The organism is Burkholderia sp. B10 (genome assembly GCF_004368385.1).
Classification (GTDB): domain Bacteria; phylum Pseudomonadota; class Gammaproteobacteria; order Burkholderiales; family Burkholderiaceae; genus Burkholderia; species Burkholderia vietnamiensis.
Genome location: NZ_PQMX01000034.1, coordinates 31681 through 57144, shown reverse-complemented (window position 1 = coordinate 57144; position 25464 = coordinate 31681). Strand labels below are relative to the sequence as shown.

The 25464-nt window shown below is 70.0% G+C and carries 12 protein-coding genes; 10 read left to right on the top strand and 2 right to left on the bottom strand.

Annotated features, from left to right (window positions below):
- The first annotated feature begins 29 nt into the window (after positions 1-29).
- Positions 30-743, top strand: coding sequence for an autoinducer binding domain-containing protein (locus C3Y15_RS18070; RefSeq protein WP_124259749.1), 714 nt, complete (start codon positions 30-32; stop codon positions 741-743).
- A gap of 58 nt (positions 744-801) precedes the next feature.
- Here the strand turns inward: C3Y15_RS18070 and C3Y15_RS18065 are convergent, their stop codons facing one another.
- Both C3Y15_RS18065 and C3Y15_RS18055 read right to left on the bottom strand, forming a co-directional pair.
- The gene (locus tag C3Y15_RS18065; protein WP_011882531.1) at positions 802-1509 is read right to left on the bottom strand and encodes an MgtC/SapB family protein; all 708 of its coding nucleotides are present in this window, start codon (positions 1507-1509) and stop codon (positions 802-804) included.
- A 328-nt stretch (positions 1510-1837) separates the two neighbouring features.
- Positions 1838-2038 carry a hypothetical protein gene (locus C3Y15_RS18055; protein WP_034195251.1) on the bottom strand — a complete coding sequence of 67 codons (201 nt, stop codon included), beginning with the start codon at positions 2036-2038 and terminating at the stop codon, positions 1838-1840.
- A 3-nt stretch (positions 2039-2041) separates the two neighbouring features.
- On the opposite strand from C3Y15_RS18055, the gene C3Y15_RS18050 reads away from it, so the two are divergent.
- The 9 genes from C3Y15_RS18050 (at position 2042) to C3Y15_RS18010 (ending at position 25292) form a co-directional block, all read left to right on the top strand.
- Positions 2042-3190 carry a metallophosphoesterase gene (locus C3Y15_RS18050; protein WP_011882530.1) on the top strand — a complete coding sequence of 383 codons (1149 nt, stop codon included), beginning with the start codon at positions 2042-2044 and terminating at the stop codon, positions 3188-3190.
- A 261-nt stretch (positions 3191-3451) separates the two neighbouring features.
- Positions 3452-4051 carry an alpha-ketoglutarate-dependent dioxygenase AlkB gene (locus tag C3Y15_RS18045; RefSeq protein ID WP_069246455.1) on the top strand — a complete coding sequence of 200 codons (600 nt, stop codon included), beginning with the start codon at positions 3452-3454 and terminating at the stop codon, positions 4049-4051.
- A 332-nt stretch (positions 4052-4383) separates the two neighbouring features.
- Positions 4384-4590: a hypothetical protein gene (locus tag C3Y15_RS18040; protein ID WP_043292475.1), complete on the top strand. Its 207-nt coding sequence runs from the start codon at positions 4384-4386 to the stop codon at positions 4588-4590.
- A gap of 612 nt (positions 4591-5202) precedes the next feature.
- On the top strand, positions 5203-5613 hold the full coding sequence (gene gspI / locus C3Y15_RS18035; protein WP_063710896.1) for a type II secretion system minor pseudopilin GspI: 411 nt from the start codon (positions 5203-5205) through the stop codon (positions 5611-5613).
- A complete protein-coding gene (locus C3Y15_RS18030) occupies positions 5597-6259 on the top strand; it encodes a prepilin-type N-terminal cleavage/methylation domain-containing protein (RefSeq protein ID WP_034195246.1) in 663 nt (220 codons plus the stop codon). The genes gspI and C3Y15_RS18030 overlap by 17 nt, the downstream gene beginning before the upstream one ends.
- A 137-nt stretch (positions 6260-6396) precedes the next feature.
- A complete protein-coding gene (locus C3Y15_RS18025; RefSeq protein WP_230459736.1) occupies positions 6397-10029 on the top strand; it encodes a tetratricopeptide repeat protein in 3633 nt (1210 codons plus the stop codon).
- The gene (locus C3Y15_RS18020) at positions 10026-12248 is read left to right on the top strand and encodes a tetratricopeptide repeat protein (protein ID WP_124259748.1); all 2223 of its coding nucleotides are present in this window, start codon (positions 10026-10028) and stop codon (positions 12246-12248) included. Before C3Y15_RS18025 ends, C3Y15_RS18020 begins: the two co-directional genes overlap by 4 nt.
- A gap of 32 nt (positions 12249-12280) precedes the next feature.
- Positions 12281-12481: a hypothetical protein gene (locus C3Y15_RS18015; RefSeq protein WP_014725296.1), complete on the top strand. Its 201-nt coding sequence runs from the start codon at positions 12281-12283 to the stop codon at positions 12479-12481.
- Positions 12482-12545: 64 nt separating this feature from the next.
- Positions 12546-25292: a filamentous haemagglutinin family protein gene (locus C3Y15_RS18010; protein WP_069240637.1), complete on the top strand. Its 12747-nt coding sequence runs from the start codon at positions 12546-12548 to the stop codon at positions 25290-25292.
- Positions 25293-25464 lie beyond the last annotated feature (172 nt).

Below are 25464 nucleotides of genomic sequence, written 5' to 3'. Positions count from 1 at the left end.
TATGACAGCGTGACGTTGTCGGAGAAAGAATGGAACTGCGCTGGCAGGATGCCTACCAACAATTCAGCGCCGCGGAAGACGAGCAGCAGCTCTTCCAGCGGATCGCCGCCTATTCTAAACGGCTCGGCTTCGAATATTGCTGTTACGGCATTCGCGTGCCGCTGCCCGTATCGAAGCCGGCGGTCGCGATCTTCGATACCTATCCGGACGGCTGGATGGCGCACTATCAGGCGCGCAACTACATCGAAATCGACTCGACGGTGCGCGAAGGCGCATTGAGCACCAACATGATCGTGTGGCCGGACGTCGACCGGATCGACCCGTGTCCGTTGTGGGAGGACGCGCGCGACTTCGGGCTGGCCGTGGGCGTCGCGCAGTCGAGCTGGGCCGCGCGCGGAGCGTTCGGGCTGCTGAGTATCTCGCGTCACGCGGACCGCCTCACGCCCGCCGAGATCAACATGCTGACGCTGCAGACCAACTGGCTCGCGAACCTGTCGCACTCGCTGATGAGCCGCTTCATGCTGCCGAAGCTGTCGCCCGCGGCGGGCGTCACGCTGACCGCGCGCGAAGTGCTGTGCTGGACGGCCGAAGGCAAGACCGCGTGCGAAATCGGCCAGATCCTCAGCATCTCGGAGCGCACGGTGAACTTCCACGTGAACAACATCCTCGAGAAGCTCGCGGCGACCAACAAGGTTCAGGCGGTGGTCAAGGCGATCGCTGCCGGCCTCATCGACACGCCCTGACGCGGCAACCGCGGCCGCCTGCATGCCCGCATGCACGCGCGCATCGGGCGGCCGCCGCTCACTCCATCATCGGCTCCGCCTCCTTCGCGGTCCAGCTCACGCTTGAAATGCTCTTCTCCATACTGATCCGGCTCGCGATCTGCTCGAGTTTCTGCTGATCCTTCGGATGCAGCTTCAGCGTCGCGGTGACCTTCAGCCGGTCCGGCTGCTCGGGCACGTCCTCGCTCGTCAGGCTCTGGAACGACAGCGGCTTCGCGTACATCGCGTTCGACAGCAGCGTGCGGATGTGCACTTCGTCGGCGGCCAGGCAGATCACGGTGATCCGGTATTCGCGCACCAGATCGGCATTCGACACCGGCGTTGCGTTGATCGCCTGACTGACGCCGCGCAGCACCGTGTTGGCGAGCAGCACCACGCCCGTGCCGGCCAGCGCGGGCACGAAGTGGCCGGCGCCGGCGAGCACGCCGACGGCGGCCGAGCACCACAGCGTCGCGGCCGTGTTGATGCCCTGGATCGAGCCCTTGTCGCGCATGATCACGCCGCCGCCGAGAAAGCCGACGCCGGACACGACGTACGCGGCGATCTGCGTGACGCCGGCCACGCCGTTGCCGGTCAGTACGCCGAGCGTCACGAACAGGCAGGCGCCGCTCGCCACCAGCGTGATCGTGCGCAGGCCGGCCGTGCGTTGGCGCATCTGGCGTTCGAGGCCGATCGCGACGCCGCAGGCGAACGCGGTGAAAAGACGGAGTGCGAAATCGAGCGTCATGTTGGTCCTGCCGTGTAAAGCGCGCTTGCCGGCCCGCATCGCGGCGGCGCTGGGCGAGCGCGATGCGATGGCCGTCATCGCGCGGTACTGTACCGCGCGAATGCGTCATTCAGTGTGAAACGGGAAGCGTGCGGACTCGCGGAACGCGAGTCGCGGCAGGATGGCTGCGTGGGACAGGCGTTCAGGCGGCGAGCGGCGCACGCAGCGAAGGGCTGCAACTGTCCACGATGGTTCCTGAAGGAGGGATGGGCGGCATTCTAGTGGGCGGCTCGCGCGTACGTCAATCGCGTCGGCAGCGTCGGCGGACGGCCGCCGCATGCGGTAATGCTCATTGCGCCGCGTCGATCGTCTCCGTCATGAGCGCGGCCGCCGCCGCCCGCTCAGGTACGCCCGACGCGCGTCCCGTCGTGCCGCCCGGTATCTGTGTACCATCGGACATAGGGCGCGCGACGCCGGACACAACGTGAGCCGACGTCATGTTCACGTCCGGCGCGCGGCGCGCAATCGATATCCCGATCAGGACGAGCATTCCATGCGAAGTTTCTTTGTCCGATTCATTGCAATCGGCGTGCTGTTGCATCTGTATGTCGGGATGCGGATCATCCCCGACGCGTTCACGTCGCCGCTCGCGCGAACCGTAGCGGCGCTTGTGCTCGCGAGCTTCGTCGTGCTGATTCCGGTCGGCATGTTCTCGCGCCGCTTCGACGAGGGCTGGGCCGCCACGTTGTTCGGCTGGACCGGCGCGCTCGCGATGGGCTTCTTCTCGTCGCTGCTGGTGCTGACCTTGCTGCGCGAACTGGTGCTGCTCGGCGTGGTCGCCTGGCGGCAATTCGTGCATCCCGGCGCGTGGAGCGATGCGGCGTCCGCTACGGCGCTCGCAGTGTTGGCAGCCGCGGTACTGGTCAGCGCGATCGGTTTCGTGGGCGCGCGGCGCACCGCGGCGGTCAAGCGCGTGTCGATTCCCGTCGACGAGTTGCCGGCTGCGCTCGACGGGCTGACGATCGTGCAACTGTCGGACATTCACGTCGGGCCGACCATCAAGCGGCCGTTCATCGAGCGGATCGTGCGCGTGGTCAACGCGCTCGATGCGGATCTGGTCGTCGTGACCGGCGACGTGGTCGACGGCTCGGTCGAGCGGCTGCGCGAGCATACGGCGCCGCTCGGCAGCATGCGCTCGCGGCACGGCAGCTTTCTCGTCACCGGCAATCACGAGTATTACGCCGGCGCGCATGCTTGGATCGACGAGTTCCGGCGGATCGGCCTGACGGTGCTGCTCAACGAGCACGTGCTGATCGAGCGCGACGGCGCACGCGCGGTGCTCGCGGGCGTCACCGATTTCACGGCGGGCGGCTTCGATCCCGCGCATCGCAGCGATCCCGAACAGGCGCTCGCGGGCGCGCCGCCCGACGTCGCCACCAGGATCCTGCTCGCGCACCAGCCGCGCAGCGCGCAAGCGGCGAGCCGCGCCGGTTTCACCGTGCAGTTGTCCGGCCATACGCACGGCGGCCAGTTTCTGCCGTGGCCGCCGTTCGTGCGCCTGCAGCAGCCCGTGATCGGCGGGCTGAACCGGATCGGCGCGATGTGGCTCTACACCAGCCGCGGCACCGGCTACTGGGGGCCGCCGAATCGCTTCGGCGTGCCGTCCGAGATCACGTTGATCCGTCTGACGCGCGGGAGCTAGAGCGCGTCGAGCGTTAGGGGCGATGTCGTCCGGATCGACGCGTGGGATGTGCGCGAGCATACGTGCCGGTTCGGCATGCCTGGCGCCAACGACGCAGCTCGTGCGGATCGGGATGTTCGGCAGGGCTCACCGGCCTACATGGCGACGCGGCCGCACGCTTGACATGGGCACCGCGACGATCGCGCATGGCGGCGCGAGGCGGCGTTGGCTACCATGCATGGATGATTCGCTCCCGTCCTTCGCTCTCTGTCTGATCCCGCCATGTCGACGCCCGATCTTTTCGCCGATACGCCGGCTCCCGAGGTGGACTGGTATCCGGACTGGCTCGCCCCGGCCGATGCCGACCGCCTGCTGGCCGCGCTGATCGACGAGGTCGCGTGGCGACAGGACACGATCCGCACGCCGCGCGGCCGCATTCCGCTGCCGCGGCTGACCGCGTGGCAGGGCGAGCGCGATGCCGTCTACGTTTACTCGGGGATCCGCAACGTGCCGGCGCCGTGGACGCCGGCCGTGCTCGAGCTGAAGCGCGCGGTCGAGGAGACCAGCCGCGCGCCCTTCAACAGCGTGCTGCTCAATCGTTACCGCAACGGCCAGGACAGCCTCGGCTGGCATGCGGACAACGAGCGCGAGCTGGGCGAGGTGCCCGTCATCGCGTCGGTGAGTCTCGGCGCGATGCGCGTGTTCGACCTGCGTCATCGCGCGAGCGGCGTCACGCATGTGTACCGGCTCACGCACGGCAGCCTGCTGGTGATGCGCGGGCGCACGCAGGCCGAATGGCTGCACCGCGTGCCGAAGGCGCCGGCCGTGCAGGGCGAGCGCGTCAATCTCACGTTCCGGTTCGTGACGCCGACCGCGCAGTAGCAGCCGGAGGCTCGTGCCGGAGTGCGGTCGCTGCGTTCGGGCACATCTGGCGCGCCCCGATTACGTATGTCGCGATTGGCTGGTCGTCGATGTGGCACGTTGACGCACGGCGCGCTGGCGCGCCGCGGAGGGCGGCCCGCGAGGCCCGTGCCGCTTGACTTGCGAACAGTTTCGATCGACTGGCCGGTTCCGATAGGCAAGTGTAAGCCCTGATGGTGCGTCGCAACATTCTTTGACTAGACTGGCGAATGGCAGGATCGCGTCGGCACTCGGCGCAATTTTTCGACATGCCCGGCGGCGCCGATGCGACGCGCAGGGCAGGAGCACAATCCGTGATCGTACTGGACTCATCCCTCGAACCCTCGCTGCACGTCTTCGAACAAGACGGCGGATGGCAATGGGCGCTGACGGTGAAGCGGACGTCCGGCGTGGGCGTGAAAGTCGTCGCGTTCAGCACCGAGGGCTACCACCGCGAAGCCGACGCGTATGCCGCCGGCGAGCGGGCGCGCGCCGAGTATGACGACGCCGTGACGACGTGAGCCGCTGACGCTGCCGCATCGGGCGGTATGCGGGCAGGCGTCCGTTCGTCGTCTCCGTTCTTTCTGCCTTTCCGATTTTCTTAGCTCTCTACCCCGCATCGCGCCAGACACCGGCGTGACCTCGGGCCGCGCGCCAATCGAGCCAAATAATCCGCACGCTTCGATACACCGCTGCAATACGCGGTGCTCGTCGCCGATTTCCTCCATTCGCTGCCACGCATTGCGTCACGCGCACGCGTGCCTCAGGCCGCCCGCGGTCCGACCGAAACGATCCGGACCCTTCGAATTTCCTCAGTTCCTCGCGACGCATCGCGTCATGCAACGACGTGGTGCCGGGGCATGCGTCGCCCGAAATGATTCGTAGCTTTCGCCACGGATCTGCCATACGTGCCGCTTTCCCCACTTTGCTGCGCTCCCCGTCACGCATTCGCGTCACTTACCGGCGTGATCCTGGCGCGTGCGCCGCCCAAAATGATCCGTACCTTTCGACACGTCCGTGCCATACGCTCCGCTTAACGTGCACGGGTGGCGTCCGCCATGGCGACGCTGCGCGACGCGTCGCGTGCCCGGCGCACGCCGCGCGGCGGCGACTCACCGACTCGAACGCAGCTCATGTGCGATGACAGAACCGACACTTTCCGCGCTGCTCGGGCATCGCGACGGGGCTTCACATTGATCGAGGTGCTGATCGCGCTGGCGATCGTCGCGGTGGCGCTCGGCGCCGTGATGCGCGCGATCGGCGCGCTCGCCGCGGATACCGACACGACCCGCATGCGGCTGCTCGCGCTCTGGAGCGCAGACAACGCGCTCGGCGAACTGCGCATCGCGTCGAGTTGGCCGGACGCCGGCACGCAGACGTTCGCGTGCCCGCAAGGCCGTTACCGGTTCGTCTGCCGACAGTCCGTCGCCACGCTGCCGAGCCCGCTCGTGCGGCGCGTGACGGTCAGCGTTTATCCGTCGGCATCGAGCGGCACCGTGCTCGCCGAAGTCGTGACGGTGATCCAGAATGAAGCACGGCGCTGATCGGCCCGCGCGCCTCCATGCGCGCGGCTTCACGCTGATCGAGATGCTGGTCGCGATCGCGCTGCTCGCGGTGATCGCGCTGCTGTCGTGGCGCGGCCTCGATGCGACGATTCGCGGCCGCGACGACATCGCGTCGAATCTGGCGCAAACGCGTCTGCTCGGCCGCTACTTCTCCCAGCTGCAGTTCGACCTGATGAACCTCGTGACGGCCGACGAGGTGTTCGGGCCGCCGCTGCGCATCCGGCCGAACGAGCTCGTGATGGTGCGCCGTCTCGGCGTCGGCAGCGGGCCGACGCACGTGCAGGTCGTGCGCTACCGGCTGAACGGGCGCGCACTCGTGCGCAGCGCGTCGCAGCCGCTCGCCACGCTCGCCGAGGTGGACGCGGCGCTGCGGCACATGGACGATTTCGCGCAGGTCGTCGTCAGCAGCGATGCACGCGCGATGCAGCTCGCGGTGTGGATCGCCCCCGGCGGCTGGACGACCAGCCAGGCCGCGATCGAGCAAGCCTACGCGCAGTTTCTCGCGCAGCACGGCATCAGCAATTCAACGTCGCTCGGGATGCCGCTGCCGCGCGGTGTGCGCTTCGCCGTGACGATCGGCGCGCCGCCGGTCGAATACGTGAGGACGATCGCGATCGGTCAGTGACGGCGGCGGCAACGCCCTGCGGCGCCGGCACGGCCGCGGTCGGCCGCAGCCGACCGCGCGCTGCGTGACCCGGCAAAAATGGTCCGTAACTTTCGTCATACGGCTGTTATCGGGCGTCCGTTAGTCTCGTGCCGAACATGACCGCCGCGACCGGCCGCTTCGGCCCGTCGCCGGCATCGGCAAACGGGAAGGGGGCGAACGTGACGGTCGAGCACCGGCATGATCCACACGCGGGCGCGCCGGCGAACGGTGCGTCCGGGCAATGGCAAGCGGCGGCGCTCCTCGGCCGCGCGCAGCAATGGCACGGCGCCGGGCGCTTCGACGACGCGGCACGCGACTATCTTGCCGTGCTCGCGAACGAACCCGATCATCCGCAGGCGCTGCACCTGTACGGCGTGCTGCAGTTCCAGCGCGGTGCGGCCGATCAGGCCGAAGCGCTGCTGCGCCGCTCGATCGCGCTCGACGCGAGCGCACGCGCGTTGTCCGACCTCGGCGCGCTGGTAGGCGAGGAGGGACGCGTCGACGAGGCGCTCGACCATTTCGCGGCGGCGCTGCGGGCATCGCCCGACGACGTGCAGACGCTCGTGCGCCGCGGCAACACGCTGCTCGGGCTGCGGCGCTACGACGACGCGCTTGCGTCGTTCGATCGCGCGCTGGCGCTGTCGCCGCTCGTGCTCGATGCGCTGTGCAATCGCGGCGGTGCGCTGCGGGCGCTCGGCCGCTTCGACGAAGCGCTCGACACCTACGAGCGCGCGCTGATGGTCGACCCGCAATCGTGCGAATCGTGGTTCAACCGCGGGCTCGTGCTGCGCGAGCTGCAGCGATCCGTCGACGCGCTGCACTGCTTCGAGCGCGCGCACGCGCTGCGGCCGGGCGTGGCCGCGATCGAGGCCGAGCGCGGCCGCGCACTGGCCGATCTTGGCCGCGACAACGAAGCGCTCGCCGCGTTCAACGATGCGATCGCGGCCGACCCGGCGCGGCTCGACGTGCTGCGCGACAGCGCGGCCGTGCTCGAACGGCTCGGTCGCGCGGACGAAGCGCTTGCCCGCTGGGAGCGCGTGCTGGCGTCCGATCCGGATCAGGTGCGTGCGCTGGCGGGTGGCGGCAATGCATTGCCGCCACTTCGCCGCGACGACGACGCGCTCGACGGCCGCGCGAGGTCCTCGAACCTGGAACGAGCGCCACGCGCGAGCGCGCCGGCCGCGCCGCGATCGGCCGATGGCAGTCAGCACGATGGCAGCGCGTCGGTTGGTCATCAGCCAGATGCCAGGCGAGCCGATGCCGGCCGGTCCAATGGCAACCGGTCCGATGCGAGCTCGCCCGACGACAGCGCGCCCATTGGTAACCAGCCCGATGCCAGGCGAGCCGATGCCGGCCCGTCCAGTGGCAGCCGGACCGATGCGAGCTGGCCCGACGACAGCGCGCCCATTGGTAACCCGCCCGATGCCAGGCGAGCCGATGCCGGCCGGTCCAATGGCAGCCGGCCCGGTGCGAGCCAGCCCGATGACAGCGCGCCCATTGGTAACCCGCCCGATGCGAGCCGAGCCGATGCCGGCCCGTCCAATGCCAGGCAACCCAATCCCAGCGCCCCCGAAGCGCTCGCCCCCGACCAACTACTCGCCGGCGCACGCGCCGCGCACCGCGACGGCGCGCTGCAGCAGGCCGAGCACGCGTACGCCGCGCTGCTCGCAGCCGATCCCGACCATCCGGAAGCGCTGCACCTGCTCGGCGTGTTGCGTTTCCAGCAGGGACGGCTCGACGATGCCGAGCCGCTGATGCGGCGCTCGATCGAGCGCCAGCCGGCGCCGCTAGCGCTCGCGAACTACTCGGCGGTACTCGCTGGGCTCGGCCGCACACACGACGCACTCGCACGGCTCGACGATGCGCTCGCGATCAATCCGACGCACGCGCGCGCACTGTTCCAGCGCGCGGGCCTGCTCGCGGAACTTGGCCGGCACGACGAAGGCCGCATAGCCTACGACCGGCTGCTCGAACTTACCCCGGGCTTCGCCGACGGCTACGTGAAGCGCAGCGACACGCAGCGCGCGCTCGGCCACCACGCTGCGGCGGTGGCCGACTGCGATCGCGCAATCGCGCTCGCGGGCCGCACGTTCGACGCGATGCGCACGCGCGGTCTCGCGCTGCGCGAACTCGGCCGCCATCGCGACGCGGCCGACAGCTACGACCATGCGCTCGCGCTGGCGCCCGGCAGCGCCGACGTGCTGTTCCTGCGCGGCGTCGTTCATCTCGATCTGCACGATCCCGAGCGCGCGCTCACGGATTTCAACGCGGCGATCGCGACGAAGCCGACCTTTGTCGATGCGCTCGTCAACAGCGCAATCGCGCTCGAGCAGCTTGGCCGCCACGACGAAGCGCTGCTGCGCTGCGACCGCGCGCTTGCGCTCGAGCCGCGCCACGCGTGCGCGCTCGCCACCCGCGGCAACGCGGCGAGCCAACTCGGACGTCACACGGACGCAATCGATAGCTATGCGCGCGCGCTCGACGCCGATCCGCTCAGCACCGTCGTGCTGTGCAACTTCGCCGATGCGCTGATGCGCGTCGATCGCCACGCCGACGCGCACGCGCTGTGCGAGCGCGCGCTCGAGCTCGACCCGCAGTGCGCGCCGGCGTGGTTCACGCGCGCACGCGTGCGGCTCGAAACGCATCGTTACTACGATGCGCTCGACGATCTCTCACGCGCGATCGCGCTCGCGCCGCTCGACAAGCTCGCGCACTTCCATCGCGGCCACGCGTTGCGCGCGCTGCGCCGGCACGACGACGCGCTGCACGCCTACGCGCGCGTGCTCGACATCGATCCGGACGATGCGGCCGCCCACTGCACGCGCGCCTTCCTGTGCCTGTCGACCGGCGATTTCGAAACCGGCTGGGCCGAGTACGAATGGCGCTGGCGCGACAGTCAGCTCGACGCCAGCCGGCGCGATTTCGCGCAACCGCGCTGGACGCGCGGCATGCCGCTCGACGGTCGCACGATCCTGCTGTATCCGGAACAGGGGCTCGGCGACACGCTGCAGTTCTGCCGCTACGTGCCGCTGGTGAAGGCGCTCGGCGCGCGCGTCGTGCTGGAGGCGCCGGTCGAGCTGACGACGCTGTTCGCCACGCTCGACGGCGTCGACGTGCTGGTCGCGCGCGGCGAGCCGCTGCCGCCGTTCGACCTGCATTGCCCGCTGCTGAGTCTGCCGCTCGAATTCCGCACGAATCTCGCGTCGATTCCCGCGGGCGCGCCGTACCTGCGCGCCGATCCCGAGCGGGTCGAACGGTGGCGTGCGCGCCTCGGCGACAGCGGTCGTGCACGCATCGGCCTCGTATGGACCGGCAACCCGCTGCACCTGAACGATCGCAACCGTTCGATGACGCTGGCCGAGCTGCTGCCGCTGCTCGACGATCGCTACGACTGGATCAGCGTGCAGAAAGTGATTCGCGACGACGACCGCGCGGTGCTCGACGCGAGCGCGATCCGTTTCGTGGGCGACGACCTGACCGATTTCGCCGAGACGGCCGCGCTGATCGGCGCGCTCGATGCGGTGATCAGCGTCGATACGTCGGTTGCGCACCTGGCCGGCGCGCTGGGCTGCCCGCTCGCCGTGCTGCTGCCGCACACGCCCGATTTCCGCTGGCTGCTCGATCGCGACGACAGCCCGTGGTATCCGCGCGCGACGCTGTTCCGGCAACCGGCCGGCGGCCAGTGGGCGCCGGTGGTCGAGCGCGTGCGCGGCGCGCTGCCGGCGCTGCTTGCGCGCGCGACGCGATGAGCACCGTGCCTGCGCCGCCGCTGCGGGCGGCCGTCGACGACGCGCTGCGACACGCGCGCGCGAAGCTCGCGCAGCGCGATTTCGCCGGCGCGGCGCGGCTCTACGAAGGTGTGCTCGCGATGCTGCCCGATCACGTCGAGGCGTTGCACCTGCTCGGCGTCGTGCATCTGGAACGCGGCGACCCGTCGCGCGCGGAGCCGCAGATCGCGCGCTCGATGCGCTTCGGGCTCGATCAGCCGTGGAATTTCACCAACCATGCGGCGGCGCTGACCGGAATCGGCCGCTATCGCGACGCGCTCGACGCGGCCGCGCAGGCACTCGCGCGCGATCCCGGCCATGCGCGCGCGCATGCGGTGCGCGGCGACGCGCTGCTTGCGCTCGGCCGGCATCCAGAAGCGCTCGGCGCATACGATCTCGCGCTGATGCGCGAGCCGGGGCGCGTCGCGGCCTGGGTGCGGCGCGGCGAGGCGCTGCGCGCGCTGGGCCGTCCCGCCGACGCGCTGATCAGCATCGAACGCGCGCTGCAGATCGACGCGCACGACGCGGACGCGCTCGCGCAACGCGGCCATGCACTGCGCGCGCTGGGGCGCGGCGACGAGGCCGTGCATTGCTTCCGGCTCGCGATGGTGGTGCGCGGCAAGACCGCCGAACTCGTCTACGCATGCGGCCATGCGCTGATCGAACTGGGCCGCCCGGCCGACGCGCTCGCATGCATCGACGAAGTGCTGACGCGCATGCCCGACGACGCCCAGCTGCTGTTCGTCAGCTGCGTCGCGCTCGATCTGCTGCATCTGCACGACGAATTGCTGAAGCGCGCCGACCGTCTGCTCGCGCTCGACCGCGACAGCGTCGGCGCGTGGCTCGGCCGCGGCAACGCGTTGCTCGGACTGCGCCGTCACGACGAAGCGGTGCGTGCCTACGACGAAGCGCTGGCGCGCGCGCCGGGCGACTTCGACGCGCTGCGCAATCGGGCGGGCGCGCTGCGTACGCTGGGCGCCTGTGAAGACGCGCTTGCCGATTACGATCGCGCGCTCGCCGCGCGCGGCCCCCACGCCGAAGTGCTGTGCAATCGCGCGATCGCGCAGCAGTTGCTCGGCCGTTACGACGACGCGCTCGCGAGCTACGCGGCCGCCGCCGCCGCGCCCGGCAGCACCGCGCAGGAGCTCTGCACGCGCGCGGTCGCGCGCCAGCAGCTCGGCGACTACGCGGGGGCGCTCGCCGATTTCGCGCTGGCCTGCCGGCACGACCCGAATCACGGCATCGCCCGCCGTTCCGACGCATTCTGCCGTCTGCTGACCGGCGACTTCGCGACCGGCTGGCGGCTGCACGAGGCGCGCTGGGACGCCGCCGACGTGACGTTGCACCGGCGTCATGCGAGCCGCCCGCAGTGGACCGGCGACGCACCGCTCGCGGGCCGCACGCTGCTGCTGCACGCGGAGCAGGGCTTCGGCGACACGCTGCAGTTCTGCCGCTACGCGAGCCTCGCGCACGATCGCGGGGCCACCGTCGTGATCGATGCGCCGGCGGCGTTAGCCGAGTTGCTCGGCACGCTGCGCGGCGTGAGCCGCGTCGTCGCCGCTGGGCAGCCCGCGCCGGCGTTCGACCTGCATTGCCCGATGATGAGCCTGCCGTTCGCGTTTCGTACGACGCTCGACACGGTGCCGGCCGACGTGCCGTATCTGCATGCCGACCGGCGGCGGCGCGCGGCCTGGCGCGCGCGGCTCGACGCGGCCGCGCCGTCGCGGCGCCTGCGCGTCGGGCTCGCGTGGTCGGGCAATCCGCATCACGCGAACGACGAGAACCGGTCGATGACGTTGGCGGCGCTGGCGCCGCTCATGGCGCTCGACGCGACCTTCGTCAGCCTGCAGGTCGACGTGCGCGCGCGCGACGCCGCCGCGTTCGCGGCCGGCGGCGTGCTGTCGTTCGCGAACGCGTTGACCGATTTCGCGGAAACGGCCGCACTCGTCGACGTGCTGGATCTCGTGATCGCCGTCGACACGTCGGTCGTGCATCTGGCCGGCGCGCTCGGCCGGCCGGTGTGGGTGCTGCTGCCGCGCGTGCCCGACTGGCGCTGGCTGCTCGAGCGCGACGACAGCCCGTGGTATCCGCACGCGACGCTGTTCCGCCAGCGCCTGCCGGGCGACTGGCCGGCGGTGGTCGAGCGCGTGGCCGATGCGCTCGCCGCGCGTGTGCGCGCCCACGCGGCCGGCCGACTGTGACAAAAGCTACGGACCATTCGCGCGCGGCCGGAATGGTCCGTAACACCCGCCATGTCGCTGCCATCGGGCCTTCGTATGTTCTCGGGATTCCCGCGGCCGGGTTCCGGCCGACGCGCAACGACCAGGCGCGGCAACGGATCGGCGTCGTGGGCGGCGCGATCGTCGCCGAGCGCCATTTCATAGGATTCGGGGTGACGAATGGCAGCACGCGCACGTACGGCACGACAATCTGACGCGACGGGGTCGCGCTCGACCCTCAACTCGGAACTGCGGCCGCTGGTGCGCGCCGCTGCGCTGATGTTGCTGGCCGCGGCGTCCGCGCATGCGCACGCGGCCGGCATCATGAACCTCGGCGCGGCCACCGCGCGCGCCGCAGGCGGCGGCAGCGGCGCGGCCGGCGGCGTGCCGGGCATGCCGAACCTCGGCGTGTCGCCGCAGCAGGCGGCGCAGGCGAGCCAGCCGTCGATCCGCAACCTCGGCTACGCCGCGCATGCGATCGCGGCTCAGATCGCCGCGCAGCAGAACGCGGCCGCCGCCGCGGCGAAGCTGCCGTCGAGCGTGCCGAACGGGCTCGCGCCGGGCGGGCTGCAGGTGGCGGCCGGCGCGACGGCCGACACGAGCAACCCGGTGCTGTGGTTCAACGCGAACGCGCCGACGCAGAGCGTCGACGCGAACGGGCACGTGAACGTCGACGTCAAGCAGACCGGCCAGAATGCGGTGCTCACGTGGGAGACGATGAACGTCGGCCGTCAGACCACGCTGAATTTCGACCAGTCGGGCGGCACGCAGACCAACGGTGCGAACAACTGGGCGGTGCTGAACCGCGTCAACGATCCGAGCGGCCGGCCGAGCCAGATCCTCGGCAACATCGCCGCGCAGGGCGCCGTCTACGTGATCAACCGCAACGGCGTGCTGTTCGGTGCCGGCTCGCAGGTCAACGTGCATTCGCTGGTCGCGTCGTCGCTGAACCTGCTCGACATGAAGAAGCAGCTCGTGCCGACCGCGGACGGCATCGTCGCGAGCAACCTGCAGTTCCTGAGCGTGCAGCCCGGCAAGACGGGCGGCCTGGCCTATCCGCAATCGGGCAGTTCGAGCGGCGTGGCGGGCGCCATCGGCCGCCCGAACGAGGTGCTCGGGCTCGGCGGCCCGGTGCTGCTGAGCGGCGCGTATCAGGCGCCGGGCGACGTGACCATCGAGCAGGGCGCGTCGATCACGACGCACACCAACGGGACGGCGAGCGACGGCGGCTTCGTGCTGGTCGCGGCGCCGAACGTGACGAACGCCGGCAGCATTTCCGCGACGGCCGGACAGGTGGTGCTGGCGGCGGGCGTCGGCGTGAGCCTGCGCCCCAACACCGCCGGCGTGACGGCTAATCCGCAGGTGCTGTTGCCGGAGTTGAGCGGACAGATCGTCAAGACCGACCTGCAGACCGGCGGCACGATCGACGTCACGCCCGCCGGCACGCTGACCAACACCGGCATCGTCCAGGCCGCGCGCGGCAACGTGAACCTGCTCGGCAGCCGCGTCGCCCAGAACGGCGTGGTCGGCGTGACGACGAGCGTGAACACGCCGGGCACGATCACGATCTCGACCGCGGACGAATATGCGTCGAACGATCCGCTCGGCAATCCGTACCCCGGCTCGGGGCTGGTCTCCAGCGGGACCGGCGGTGCCGACAACGTCAATCGCGCGGGCCTGCTGAGCTTCGGGCCGCAATCGGTGACCACCGTGCTGGCGGACAGCGCCGGCCAGACGGCGACGTCGACGCCGGGCACGACCTTCACGCCGGGCGGCATCGCGATGACGGCCGGTTCGGTGTGGTTCCAGCGCGGCTCGCTGATCGAGGCGCCGGGCTCGAACGTGTCGGTGACGGCCTATGTGCCGTCCGTCGTGTCGAATTCGACGCCGGGGCAGAGCGCGGTGCCGGGCCGCATCTACGTGGACGACGGCGCGACGATCGACGTATCGGGGCTGGCCGACGTGCACGCGCCGATCTCGCAGACGCTGCTGACCATCGACCGGATCGGCCAGAACGAGCTGGCCGACTCGCCGTTGTTGCGCAACAGCTTCCTGTTCGGGCTGAAGGGCGTGGTCGTCGACAGCACGCTGACCGGCACGCGCAGCGACGGCGTGCAGTGGGTCGGCAGCCCGATCCTGAACCTGTCCGGCTACGTGAACCTGATTCCGCGCACCGTCGACCAGCTGCTGACCAACGGCGGCACGATCACGCTGTCCGGCAACGAGGTGATGACCGCGACCGGTTCGTCGATGAACCTGAACGGCGGCTACGTGCATTACGACGGCGGGATGGTGAACACGACGCGGCTGGTGGACGCCAACGGCGCGATCGTGCCGATCGGGCAGGCGAGCCCGTACGAGCGCTATGTCGGCATTGCCGGGCAGTTCGTCGAAAGCCATCCGCGCTGGGGCGTGACGAAGTCGTGGTTCAACCCGCTGCAGACGGGCGCCGCGTACCAGGCCGACTACATCGTCGGCGGCAATGCGGGCACGCTCGACCTGTTCGCGTCGCAGGCGCTGGTGCTCGACGGCGACGTCAGCGCGCAGGCGTTCGGCGGCGCGAAGCAGACGCAGGGCAACAGCCTGCCGTCGGGCGGTACGTTCAACCTCGGCGCGGACCCGAAGCTGGCCGGCGGCGCGCTGGCCGGGATGGCGTGGAACGCCGCGGCCAGCACGTCGCTCACGATCAACGGCATCGCAGGCCTCGTGATCCTGCAGAACGAAGCGCCGCAGCTCGGCGCGTTGATGCCGGGCTTTTCGATCGACACGCGGCTCGACCCGAGCGCGTCGGCGGCGCTCGCCGCGAACGATCCGGACAATCTGCCGGCCACGCAGGTCGTGCCGGTGGCGACGCTGAATCGCGGCGGCTTCGCGAGCCTGAACGTGACCGGCGACAAGAACGCCGGCAAGGGCATCGAGGTCGCGCAGGGCACGCAGCTGAACCTGCAGCCCGGCGGCTCCGTTTCGCTCGACAGCTCGGCGATCGGCGCGGACGTGAACATCGCGGGGCGTGTCTCGGCGCCGTCCGGCAAGATTTCGGTCACGAGCGGCGGCAATGTCGTGGTCGGCCCGCACGGCGCGCTCGACGCGGCCGGCCAGTGGGTGAACAACGACGTGCAGGCCGCGCCGGGCACCACGCCCGGCAACAGCCAGTTCGTCGACGGCGGCAGCATCTCGCTGTCGGCGATGCAGGGCTCGACGCGCGTGAACGGCGCCGACGTGGATGCGACCGGCTCGATCGTGCTGCAGCCGGGCAGCGTGCTCGACGTGTCGAGCGGCGGCGAGATGCTCGCGAACGGGCAACTGCTGATGCGCGACGGCGTGCCGGTCGGGCGCGGCGGCAACGTCACGTTGCAGACCTATGCGGCATCCGGCGCGACCAGGCAGTTCGGTCACACGCTCGACGGCGGTGCGCCGCTGCCCGCCACGCAGCCGAGCGCCGGCACGATCGCGATGGGCGGCACGATACTGAGCGAAGGCTTTTCGGGCGGCGGCACGCTGACGCTCGAGGCGCTCGGCTTGCGGATCGGCGGCGACCGCTCGGCCGCCTCGCCGTGGGACGTGTACCTGCCCGACAGCTTTTTCGCGCAGCAGGGCTTCGGCAAGTACGTGCTGAACGCGTACTACGGCTCGACCATCGCGCCGGGCGCGACGCTCGCGCTGACGCAACGCAACCGCATGCCGGACGCGCTCGCGCTGCAGCGCACCGGTTCGGGCGCGAACCTCGCGTCGGCGGGACTGACGACGATCGGGCAACTCGACGCCTATCACCGGCAACCGACGAGCCTCGTGTTGACGGGCGGCAACTATCTGACTTGGCAGAGCACGCCCAATGGCCCGCCGCCGTCCTATGCGGACGTGACCGGCGCCGTGACGCTGGCGTCGGGCGCGTCGATCCATGCGGATGCCGGCGCGAGCATCGGCTTCGGTTCGCCGCTGCAGGTGACGGTGCTCGGCTCGGTGGTCGCGCCGGGTGGCTCGATCACGCTGAGCGCCGATACGGGCGGCGGCCCGTTTGCGCAGCCGGGGCAAGCCATCGTGTTCACGCCGAGCGCCGGCCGCTCGGTGTGGCTGGGCGCCGATGCGACGCTCGACGCGGCCGGTGTCGCGTTGGCCGATCCGCTGGCCGCGCCGGTCAGGATCGGCGCGACGACGGTCACGCCGCATACCGGCAAGGTGTTGCCCGGCGGCTCGGTGACGCTGTCGAGCGATGCCGGCTACGTGGTCGCGCAAGCCGGCTCGACGATCGACGTCTCGGGCGCGTCGACGAACTTCGACCGCCTGCAGGCGAACGGCGCCTATGCGTCGCAACCGGTGTGGAGCGACGCCGGCTCGATCACGCTGTCGGCCGCATACGGGCTGTTCGCGGACGGCAAGCTGGCGGGCCACGGCGGCGCGTCGCAAGCGCGCGGCGGCACGCTGACGATCCTGCCGCACCAGAACGGCGGTTCGCCCGGCGCGACCGCGCTCGTCGTGCGGCAGAGCGGCACGTTGCTGCCCGCCGGGTTCGCGCCGGGCGCGGCTGTCCCGACGCCGGCCGATAGCGCGGCCGGCCAGCCGAGCGGCGTGATCGAGTTCGCCGCGGATCGCCTCGACGGTTCGGGGATCGCGAATCTCGTGTTGGGCGACAGCACGCCGTCGCCGCTTTCGGCGCCGGTGCCGACGATCGCTTTCGCGGGCAACGTGAGCCTCGCGCTGCCCGAGTCGGTGACGCTCAATGGCGGGCGCATCGCCGCGATCGGCATGGACCAGCTGCAGACGCTGCTGGCGACGCCGCAGCAGCCGGGCGCCGCCGGTTCGGCGCTCGACGCCCTTTTGTCGCAGGCGCCGGCTCACCCGCTCGGCACGAAGGTGACGATCGACGCGCCGTACGTCGCGCTGGCGGGCCCGACGGCAACGTCGTCGACGCCGCAGTTCGCGCCGGTCGAGACGCTGTCCGATGCGACGCTGAACGTCAATGCGTCGTTCGTCGATCTGCGCAACCAGATCCAGCTCAACAACTTCGGTCACGCGAACCTGAGCAGCCGCGGCGACATCCGTCTGAGCTCGACGAGCGTGTCTCAGCAGGGCAATGCGCTGCTGCCGGGCGTGCTGTACACGCCGGGCAACGTCACGTTCAATGCGGCGAGCCTGTATCCGGCCACCGGCAGCACCTTCATCGTCGATGCGGTCGGTCCCGTCGATCCGGTCACGGGCCAGCGTGCGCCGACCACCGTCACGTTCGGCTCGACCGGCGCGTCCGGCACGCCACTGTCGGCGGGCGGCACGCTGCTCGTCGACGCCACCGACATCGTGCAGGGCGGCACCGTGCGCGCGCCGTCGGGCGCGCTCGTGTTCGGCGTCGGCGATCCTGCGAGCGGTGCGACGCAGAAACAGTTCGGCACGCTGCCGCTCGTCGCGACCGATTCGGTGACGTTCGCGAACGGCAGCGTCACGTCGGTCTCGAACGGCACGTCGATCATTCCGTACGGCACGACGATCGACGGCGTCGAATGGCAGTTCAATCCGCTCGCCGGCGCGTCGGCGGGGGACCTGAACGCGCCGCCCGCGAAGTACGTGGGCGTGAACGGCGCGCGCGTCGCGCTCGGCAAGGGCGCGACGATCGACCTGTCGGGCGGCGGCGATCTGCAGGCCGCCGAATGGGTGCCGGGCACGGGCGGCACGCGCGACGTGCTGGCGCAATACAACGTGAGCTATGCGAGCGGCAACGGGGCAACGGCGGTGCCGGTCAACGCCGGCGCCGGGAACGTCTACGCAATCGTGCCGGGCGTCCAGTCGCCGGTCGCCGCATACGATCCGATGTTCGCGCAGACGCTGCAGCCGGGCGTCGCGAGCAACGGGACGCCGACGACCACGACCGCGACGCTCGATGTCGGCCAGGCCGGCTTGCACGACGCGATCGGCAAGGCTGTGTACCTGTCCGGCGTGCCGGGCCTGAAACCCGGCTACTACACGCTGTTGCCGGGCAAGTACGCGACGCTGCCGGGCGCGTACCGCGTGACGGTGTCGGGCACCGGCGGCAACGTCGTTCCGGGCGCGACGCAGGTGCGGCCGGACGGCACCGTGACGACGGCCGGCTACTTCGCCGACGCGGTCACCGGCGGCCGCAGCGCGACGCCGACGCTGTTCGACGTGCAGTCGGGCGCAACCTGGCAGCAGTATTCGCAGTACACGCTGAAGGGCGCGAACGATTTCTTCGCCGCGCAGGCCGCGAAGCAGGGCAACGTGACGCCGCCGCTGCCGGTGGACGGCGGTCAGCTCGTGCTCGCCGCGACCAAGGCGCTGGCGCTCGGCGCGACGCTCAACGCGGCGCCCGGTGCACTCGGCGCGCCGGCGGAGGTCGACATCGCGTCGCGCGACATCCAGATCACCGGCAGCGGCAGCGCGGCATTGGCCGGCTATCTGCAGATCGGCAGCGATGCGCTCGATTCGCTGAATGCCGGCAGCCTGCTGATCGGCGGCACGCGTGCGGCGACCGCGAACGGCGTGACGATCACGCCGATCGCGAACAGCGTGGTCGTGTCGAACGACGCAGGTTCGTCGCTGAAGGGCCCCGAGATCCTGATCGCGACGAGAACCGACGCGAGCGGTACGGATCCGAATGCGGCGAACGGCTTGCGCGTCGACGCCGGGGCATCGATCGCGGCGGCGGGCGACTACCCGGCGGCCAAGGATCAACCGATCACGATCGCAGGCGACGGCGCGCTGCTGCGCGTATCGAACGGCGCGATGGCGCCGCTCACGCGCAGCGGCGCGACCGGCGCCGGGCTGTTGACGGTCGGCGCGGGCGCGACGCTGTCGGGCGGACAGGCGCTGCTGCTCGATTCGTCCGGCACGCTGAAGGCCGACCCGAGCGCGCTGCTGTCGGCCAAAGCGATCACGGTGGACGGCTCGGCGATCACGTTCACGAATGCGGGCGGCGCAGCCGCGGCGAGCCTGCCCGGTTTCGTGATCGATCCGTCGGGCCTCGCGCAGTTCGCGAACGCCGATCTCGTGTCGTTGCGCAGCTATGGCGCGATGGGCTTCATCGGCGACGTGAATGCGACGTTCGGCAAGCACGTCGACCTCAGCGCGGGCACCTTCACGAGCGACGGCGGCCGCGTGACGCTGAACGGGCAGCAGATCGCGTTCACCAACGAGACGGGCGCGCCGAACGGCGCCGTCACGCCGGGCCGCGGCACGCTGACGGTCAACGCGCAGGAGATCGATTTCGGCGCCGGCACGAAGTCGCTGAGCGGATTCGCGTCGGCGAACCTGAGCGCGAGCGCCGGCATCGTCGGGCAAGGCACGGGGACGTTCGATTTCGGTGCGCTGCCGGTGACGCTGAACGCGCCCGTGTATCTGGCCGATACGCGTTCCGCGTCGACCGTGAAGACGGCCGGCGCGCTGACGTTGAACGGCGCGGCGGGCGCCGCGTTGCCGCAGACGCCGGTCGGCGGTGCATGGCACTTCGTCGGCGCCACGCTCGCCGACAACGGCGCGACGATCGCGGCGCCGGCCGGCAACGTGAGCCTCGAGGCGACCACCGGCAATCTGACGATCGGCAGCGGTTCGACGGTCAGTTCGGCAGGCGTGTCGAAGCAGTTCTTCGACGTGACGCAGTACGCGCCGGCCGGTTCGATCACGCTGACCGCCGATGCGGGGACGGTCGACCTGCAGCCGGGCGCGACGCTCGATTTCTCGGGCGCGAAGGGCGGCGGCGCGGCGGGCAGCCTGACGCTGTCGGCGCCCAAGCAGGTCGTGAACCTGAACGGCACGATCAAGGGCGGCGCGGCGAGCGGCTATGCGGGCGGCTCGCTGTCGCTCGACACGGCCGGTGCGGCCGACCTCGACGCGCTGGCGAAGACGCTCGCGTCGAGCGGCGTGAACCAGTCGATCGACATTCACACGCGCTCGGGCAACCTGACGCTGTCGGCCGGCAATGCGCTGTCCGCTCACGCGGTGTCGCTGACGGCCGACGGCGGCGCGGGCAACGCGTCGGATGCGGCGAACGGCAACGTCGACGTGCTGGGGACGATCGATGCGTCCGGCAAGGCGGGCGGGCAGATCAGCCTGTACGGCAAGAGCGGCGTCGATATCGAGGGCTCGCTGCTCGCGAAGGCAACCGATGCGAGCCAGCGCGGCGGCAAGGTCGCGATCGGCACGAGCGCGACGTTCGATCCGGCCGTCGCCGATCCGTACAACGCGAGCTACGGCTACGAGAACGTGTCGGCCGCGCAGTCCGGCGCGATCCGGCTCGGTTCGAATGCGTCGATCGACGTGTCCGGCGGTACGCCCGGCGGCACGCTGGACGGCACGGTCGATTTCCGCGCGCCGCTGCTGCGCGACGGCACGGTCAACGTCGTGCTCGACGGAAGCCGCGTGCGCGGGTCGCGCAAGACGACGGTCGAAGCGTATGCGGTGTGGAGCACCGCCGATGCGACGACCGGCTCGCAGCATTTCGACGGCCTCGTCGATCCGGCCGGCTGGTACGACGGCAGCGGCCATCTGCTGGCGGGCACGTTCACGGTGCCGGGCAGCACGCCGGCGACGTACAGCTATACGCCGGGCGGCGCGGGCGGCGGAACGCTCGTCAACGACGCGACCGGAGAGTCGACGGCGGTGACCGAGGATCAATTGCGCAACGGGATTTCCGGCAGCGGCTTCACCGGGCTGTCCGGCGCGTACTTCGCCGCCGCGGCCGCCAACGCCGATCATGTCGCGTTCTACGGGTATCGCGCCGACGCGTCCGGCGCAGCGCCGGGCACGCTGATGGCATTCGTCCAGCATGGACCGGATGGCGTCGCCGGCCAGTTCGCCGCTGCATCGCTGCAGAATTTCAGCGTCGCGCCGGGCATCGAGCTCGCCAATCCGGGCCATGCGGTGAACGGCGGCAATATCTCGGTGCTGTCGAACTGGAACCTCGGCGCGGGCGCACCGAACAACAGCGGCAGCATCACGCCGGATTTCCGCTATCGGTCGACGATCGCGCCGACGCTGACGTTCCGCGCGGCCAACGATTTCGATGCGTACGCAAGCATTTCGGACGGGTTTTATCAGAGCCAGGTGGCGTCGATCCTGGGCGGATCGGGGCCGGCTACGGCAACCGGCACTTATACGGACGCGAAGCAGCAATTCGACCAGTTGGTGTCGCTTGACGATCCGACGCAGGTGACCGTGACGTTTACGAACGGGGGAACGGCGGGCCTCACGTCGCTGGATCCGAATGCAATGCTGGTATCGCCGCTGACGGGGCAGACCGGTGGCTATTACTCGGCATATCTGTCATATACCGGCGCGTGGCAACAGGATATCGAAGCGTGGACGTCGCCGAATTCCGCATCGATTTACACCGGGCACATTCTGCCGGTCAGGCCGTCGGTTACGCCGGCGCCGGTACTGGCCGATCATTCGACCTACAGCGACTATCTGACGGCCTATTGGGGCTCTGACCTCACGAGCGGCCCCGCGCCCGGCACTTACATGAATGGGTACACCCCCAGGACGGTTACGAGTTTTGGCACACCTGCCGCACCGACACCGCCGACCGGCCTGGCCGCGAACGCGACGTTGTCGGAGCAGCGTGCCTACCTTGCCGATTACGCGAACTATATGCTCGCATATTCACGCTATTTCAATCGTCGGCTCCCGAGCCTGTTCACACCGCCCGTACGTGCGTACAACGTGTTCTATGCGCCCATTGCGCCTTCGTCGGTGCCGGATACCGGCGTCGTGAATATCGGCGCGCTACCCGGCAACGCGGCGGCGAACGTGCCGACCGCGAACAATCCGCTACCGGTCGCTTTCGCGACCTTGCTCGGCGGCGAAAGCTCGTCGTACCGGATCGTGTCCGGCGCCGATGTGTCGAGCGCGAACCCGCTCGCGTTGCAGCCGGCTTCGACGTCCACGAACGCAGCGGCGGCTTCCGCCAACCTCGGCAACGTGGTGCTGAGCGGGCACACGGGCTACGTGGACAGCAACGGCTTGACGCTCGTCGAACCGGTAACGATCCGGACCGGCAAGGGATCGATCGACGTGGCGGCCGGCAACGACGTGTCGTTGTTCGACACGTCGCGGGTCGCCGATCCGTCGACGCTGATCATTCCGGGCGTGATCTATACGGCCGGCGCGCCGGCGGCAGGCGCGCCGCCGGTCGGTTTGACGACCGCGATCGCGCATGGCAACGTCGCCGGCCTGCAGGACGTTCTGGTGACTTCGGCAGTGAATCCCGATTCGGCCGGCGACATCACGATTCATGCGCGACGTGACATCAAGGGCATGCAGAAGGTGATCGACGCGAACGGAACCGTGACCGGAAATGCCGGTAACTCGATCGACCAGTATTGGTGGCAGTGGATGCAGATCACCGGCGCGAAAACGGCCGACGGCAACACACTCGTTGCTCCGCTGGCCCGGACCTCGATCGATTTCGGCGCCTTCGACCAGGGCGTGATGAGCGTCGGCGGCAATGTCTCGCTCAGTGCCGGCGGGAATATTTCGGATCTCGCGGTGTCGTTGCCGACCACCTGGTACAAGGACGCAACCGGCCAGCCCGTCACCGTCGGCGGCGGCAATCTGTCGGTACGCGCCGACGGCGACATTTTGAGCGGCACTTACTTCGTCGCGAAAGGCGCGGGCGTGATCTCGGCAGGCGGCAGCATCGGCTCGGACATCGCGGTGCCGGTGTCGATCCCCGGGCAAGCTCCAGTAGCGGTATCGACGATCCTGGCGACCCAGGACGGCGTGTTCGACGTGACCGGCCGACAGGGTGTCGAGCTCGGCGCGGTGCTCGATCCGTCGTATGCGAGCGCGTTCCCTCAGGCAGGCGATTCGCCGACCCACCAGATCAACCTGCAGTACTACGGGCAGTACGCCGACAGCCAGGGCTACTCGCCGACCTCGTCGGTGAACGTGTCGTCGACGACCGGCGATATCCGGCTCGGCGCAATCGGCAGCCTGTTGACCGGTGCGAACGGCGTGCTGCCGGCCAGCGTCAATCTGACCGCATTCAGCGGCGGTATCGACGTCGAATCGGGCGGTACGCTGTTTCCGTCGGCGCTCGGACAACTGAACCTGATCGCGGATCGGTCGGTGCGTCTGTCCAACGCCGCGGCGTTGTCGGTCGGCAGCGACACGGCGCCGGCGACGCAATTCGGCCTGTCGGACGCCGATCCGTCGACGATGCCGTCGCCGACCAACCCGCTGCCGGTCGCCGCGATCCCGGCGCTGACCGACGCGACGCTCGCCGCCCATGCGCGCACGGCGCTGCACGGGGACGACGCGACCCCGGCGCGGATCTACAGCGTGAACGGCAGCATCGTCAACGGCGTCGCCGACACGTCCGCCGACGGCGATGGCTTCTATCGCAACCTCCTCACGCTGTCGATCGACAAGCCGTCGCTCGTGCAGGCCGGACAGGACATCGTGAACCTCGCGTTCTGGGGGCAAAACCTGCGCGGCTCGGACGTGACGCGGATCGTTGCCGGCCGCGACATATACGACACGCCGACGCCTCAGAACGGCAGCGGCGTGGTGCCGGTCCTGTCGGTCGGCGGCCCTGGCTGGTTCGATGTCCAGGCCGGCCGCAACATCGGCCCGCTGACGAGCCAGGCCGAGCTCTACAACCAGCACGCCAACACAGGCGGAATCGCGCACGTGTTCACGGGCATCGACGCGGTCGGCAACGCGAACAACCCGAATCTGCCGCACCAGAGCGCGAACCTCGACGTGCTGTTCGGCGTGGGCCCCGGCATCGATGTTCCCGGTTTCGTGGCGGCCTACGTCGCGCCGGGCAGTTCGGTCGCCGGCGTGCCGAGCGCGACGCCGGCGTTGATCGCGTTCATGGAGCAGTACGACGCGGGGCTGCGCGTCGATACGGGGCTGCAGGCCGACCACGACGCGGCGCTCGCGAACGTCGGCCGGCTGACGGCCGCCGAAGCGTGGAAGCAATTCCAGGCGTTGCCGTCGTATGTGCAGCAACGCTTCGCGCAGAAGGTGCTGTTCGGCGTGCTCGCGCAGGTCGGGGCCGACTACAACGATCCGTCGAGTCCGTACCGCGGCCAGTATGCGCGAGGCTATCAGGCGATCAACACACTGTTCCCCGGTTCGCTGGGCTATACGGCGAACAGTCTGGGCGGCGGATCGAACGGCGCGAACCGGCAGGTCGCGACCGGCAATCTCGACATTCGCAGCACGACGATCCAGACCCAGCAGGGCGGCGACGTGACGATCCTCGGCCCCGGCGGGCAGGCGCTCGTCGGCAGCACGACGGCGCCGCCGCAGATCGTCGACGGCACCGGGAGCGTGGTCGCCGGCCCCGGCACGATGGGGATCCTGACGCTCGAGAAGGGCAACGTCGACATCTTCACGGACCAGAGCGTACTGCTCGCGCAGAGCCGGATCTTCACCGAGCAGGGCGGCGACATGACGATCTGGAGTTCGAGCGGCGACATCAACGCGGGCAAGGGCGCGAAAACGGCGGCCGACACGCCGGCGCCGCAGTACGTGTGCGACGCGAACCATTACTGCACCGTCGACGCGCGCGGGCAGGTGACGGGCGCCGGCATCGCGACGCTGCAGAGCATACCGGGCGCGCCGAAAGGCACGGTGAATCTGATCGCGCCGCGCGGCACCGTCGATGCGGGCGACGCCGGCATTCGTGCGGGCAACCTGAACGTTGCCGCGTTGCACGTCGTGAATGCGGACAACATCCAGGTGACGGGCACCGTGAACGGCATCCCGCTCGTGCAGGCGGTGAACACCGGGGCGTTGACCGCCGCGAGTTCGGCCGCCTCGGCCGCGAGCCAGGCCGCGCAGGACATTGCGAAGAACAACGCGTCGGGCGTCGCGCCGCGTCGCTGGACGATCAGCGTGCAGGTCGAGGGCTTCGGCGACAACGGTCCGGATGGCGGATCGAAGCGGCGCAGGCCGGAGCAGGTCGGCTACGATTCGTCGAATTCGGTTTCGCTGCTCGGCTTCGGCGCGCCGGGGGCGACGCAGAAGACGCTGCTGAGCAAGGACGAGCTGGCGAAGCTGAACCGGTTCTGAAGCGCGCGTCGCAGCGGGACGCGCGCTGCCGGGGCGGCGACGGGTGACGTCGGTCGCCGGCCGCGGAAAGTCGACATCGAGATCGACGATGTGACGCGCGTAGTGCTTGGCGAGATTTCATCGACGCTGGGGCAGTCGCAGACGCCGTGTGCTTCGGCCCCAGCGTGATCGG

Excerpts from the sequence above, each read along its gene's own strand:
- C3Y15_RS18070 (WP_124259749.1), top strand. The coding sequence starts at position 30 with ATGGAACTGCGCTGGCAGGATGCCTACCAACAATTCAGCGCCGCGGAA.
- C3Y15_RS18065 (WP_011882531.1), bottom strand. The coding sequence starts at position 1,509 with ATGACGCTCGATTTCGCACTCCGTCTTTTCACCGCGTTCGCCTGCGGC.
- C3Y15_RS18055 (WP_034195251.1), bottom strand. The coding sequence starts at position 2,038 with ATGCTCGTCCTGATCGGGATATCGATTGCGCGCCGCGCGCCGGACGTG.
- C3Y15_RS18050 (WP_011882530.1), top strand. The coding sequence starts at position 2,042 with ATGCGAAGTTTCTTTGTCCGATTCATTGCAATCGGCGTGCTGTTGCAT.
- C3Y15_RS18045 (WP_069246455.1), top strand. The coding sequence starts at position 3,452 with ATGTCGACGCCCGATCTTTTCGCCGATACGCCGGCTCCCGAGGTGGAC.
- gspI (WP_063710896.1), top strand. The coding sequence starts at position 5,203 with ATGTGCGATGACAGAACCGACACTTTCCGCGCTGCTCGGGCATCGCGA.
- C3Y15_RS18030 (WP_034195246.1), top strand. The coding sequence starts at position 5,597 with ATGAAGCACGGCGCTGATCGGCCCGCGCGCCTCCATGCGCGCGGCTTC.
- C3Y15_RS18025 (WP_230459736.1), top strand. The coding sequence starts at position 6,397 with ATGACCGCCGCGACCGGCCGCTTCGGCCCGTCGCCGGCATCGGCAAAC.
- C3Y15_RS18020 (WP_124259748.1), top strand. The coding sequence starts at position 10,026 with ATGAGCACCGTGCCTGCGCCGCCGCTGCGGGCGGCCGTCGACGACGCG.
- C3Y15_RS18015 (WP_014725296.1), top strand. The coding sequence starts at position 12,281 with ATGGTCCGTAACACCCGCCATGTCGCTGCCATCGGGCCTTCGTATGTT.
- C3Y15_RS18010 (WP_069240637.1), top strand. The coding sequence starts at position 12,546 with ATGTTGCTGGCCGCGGCGTCCGCGCATGCGCACGCGGCCGGCATCATG.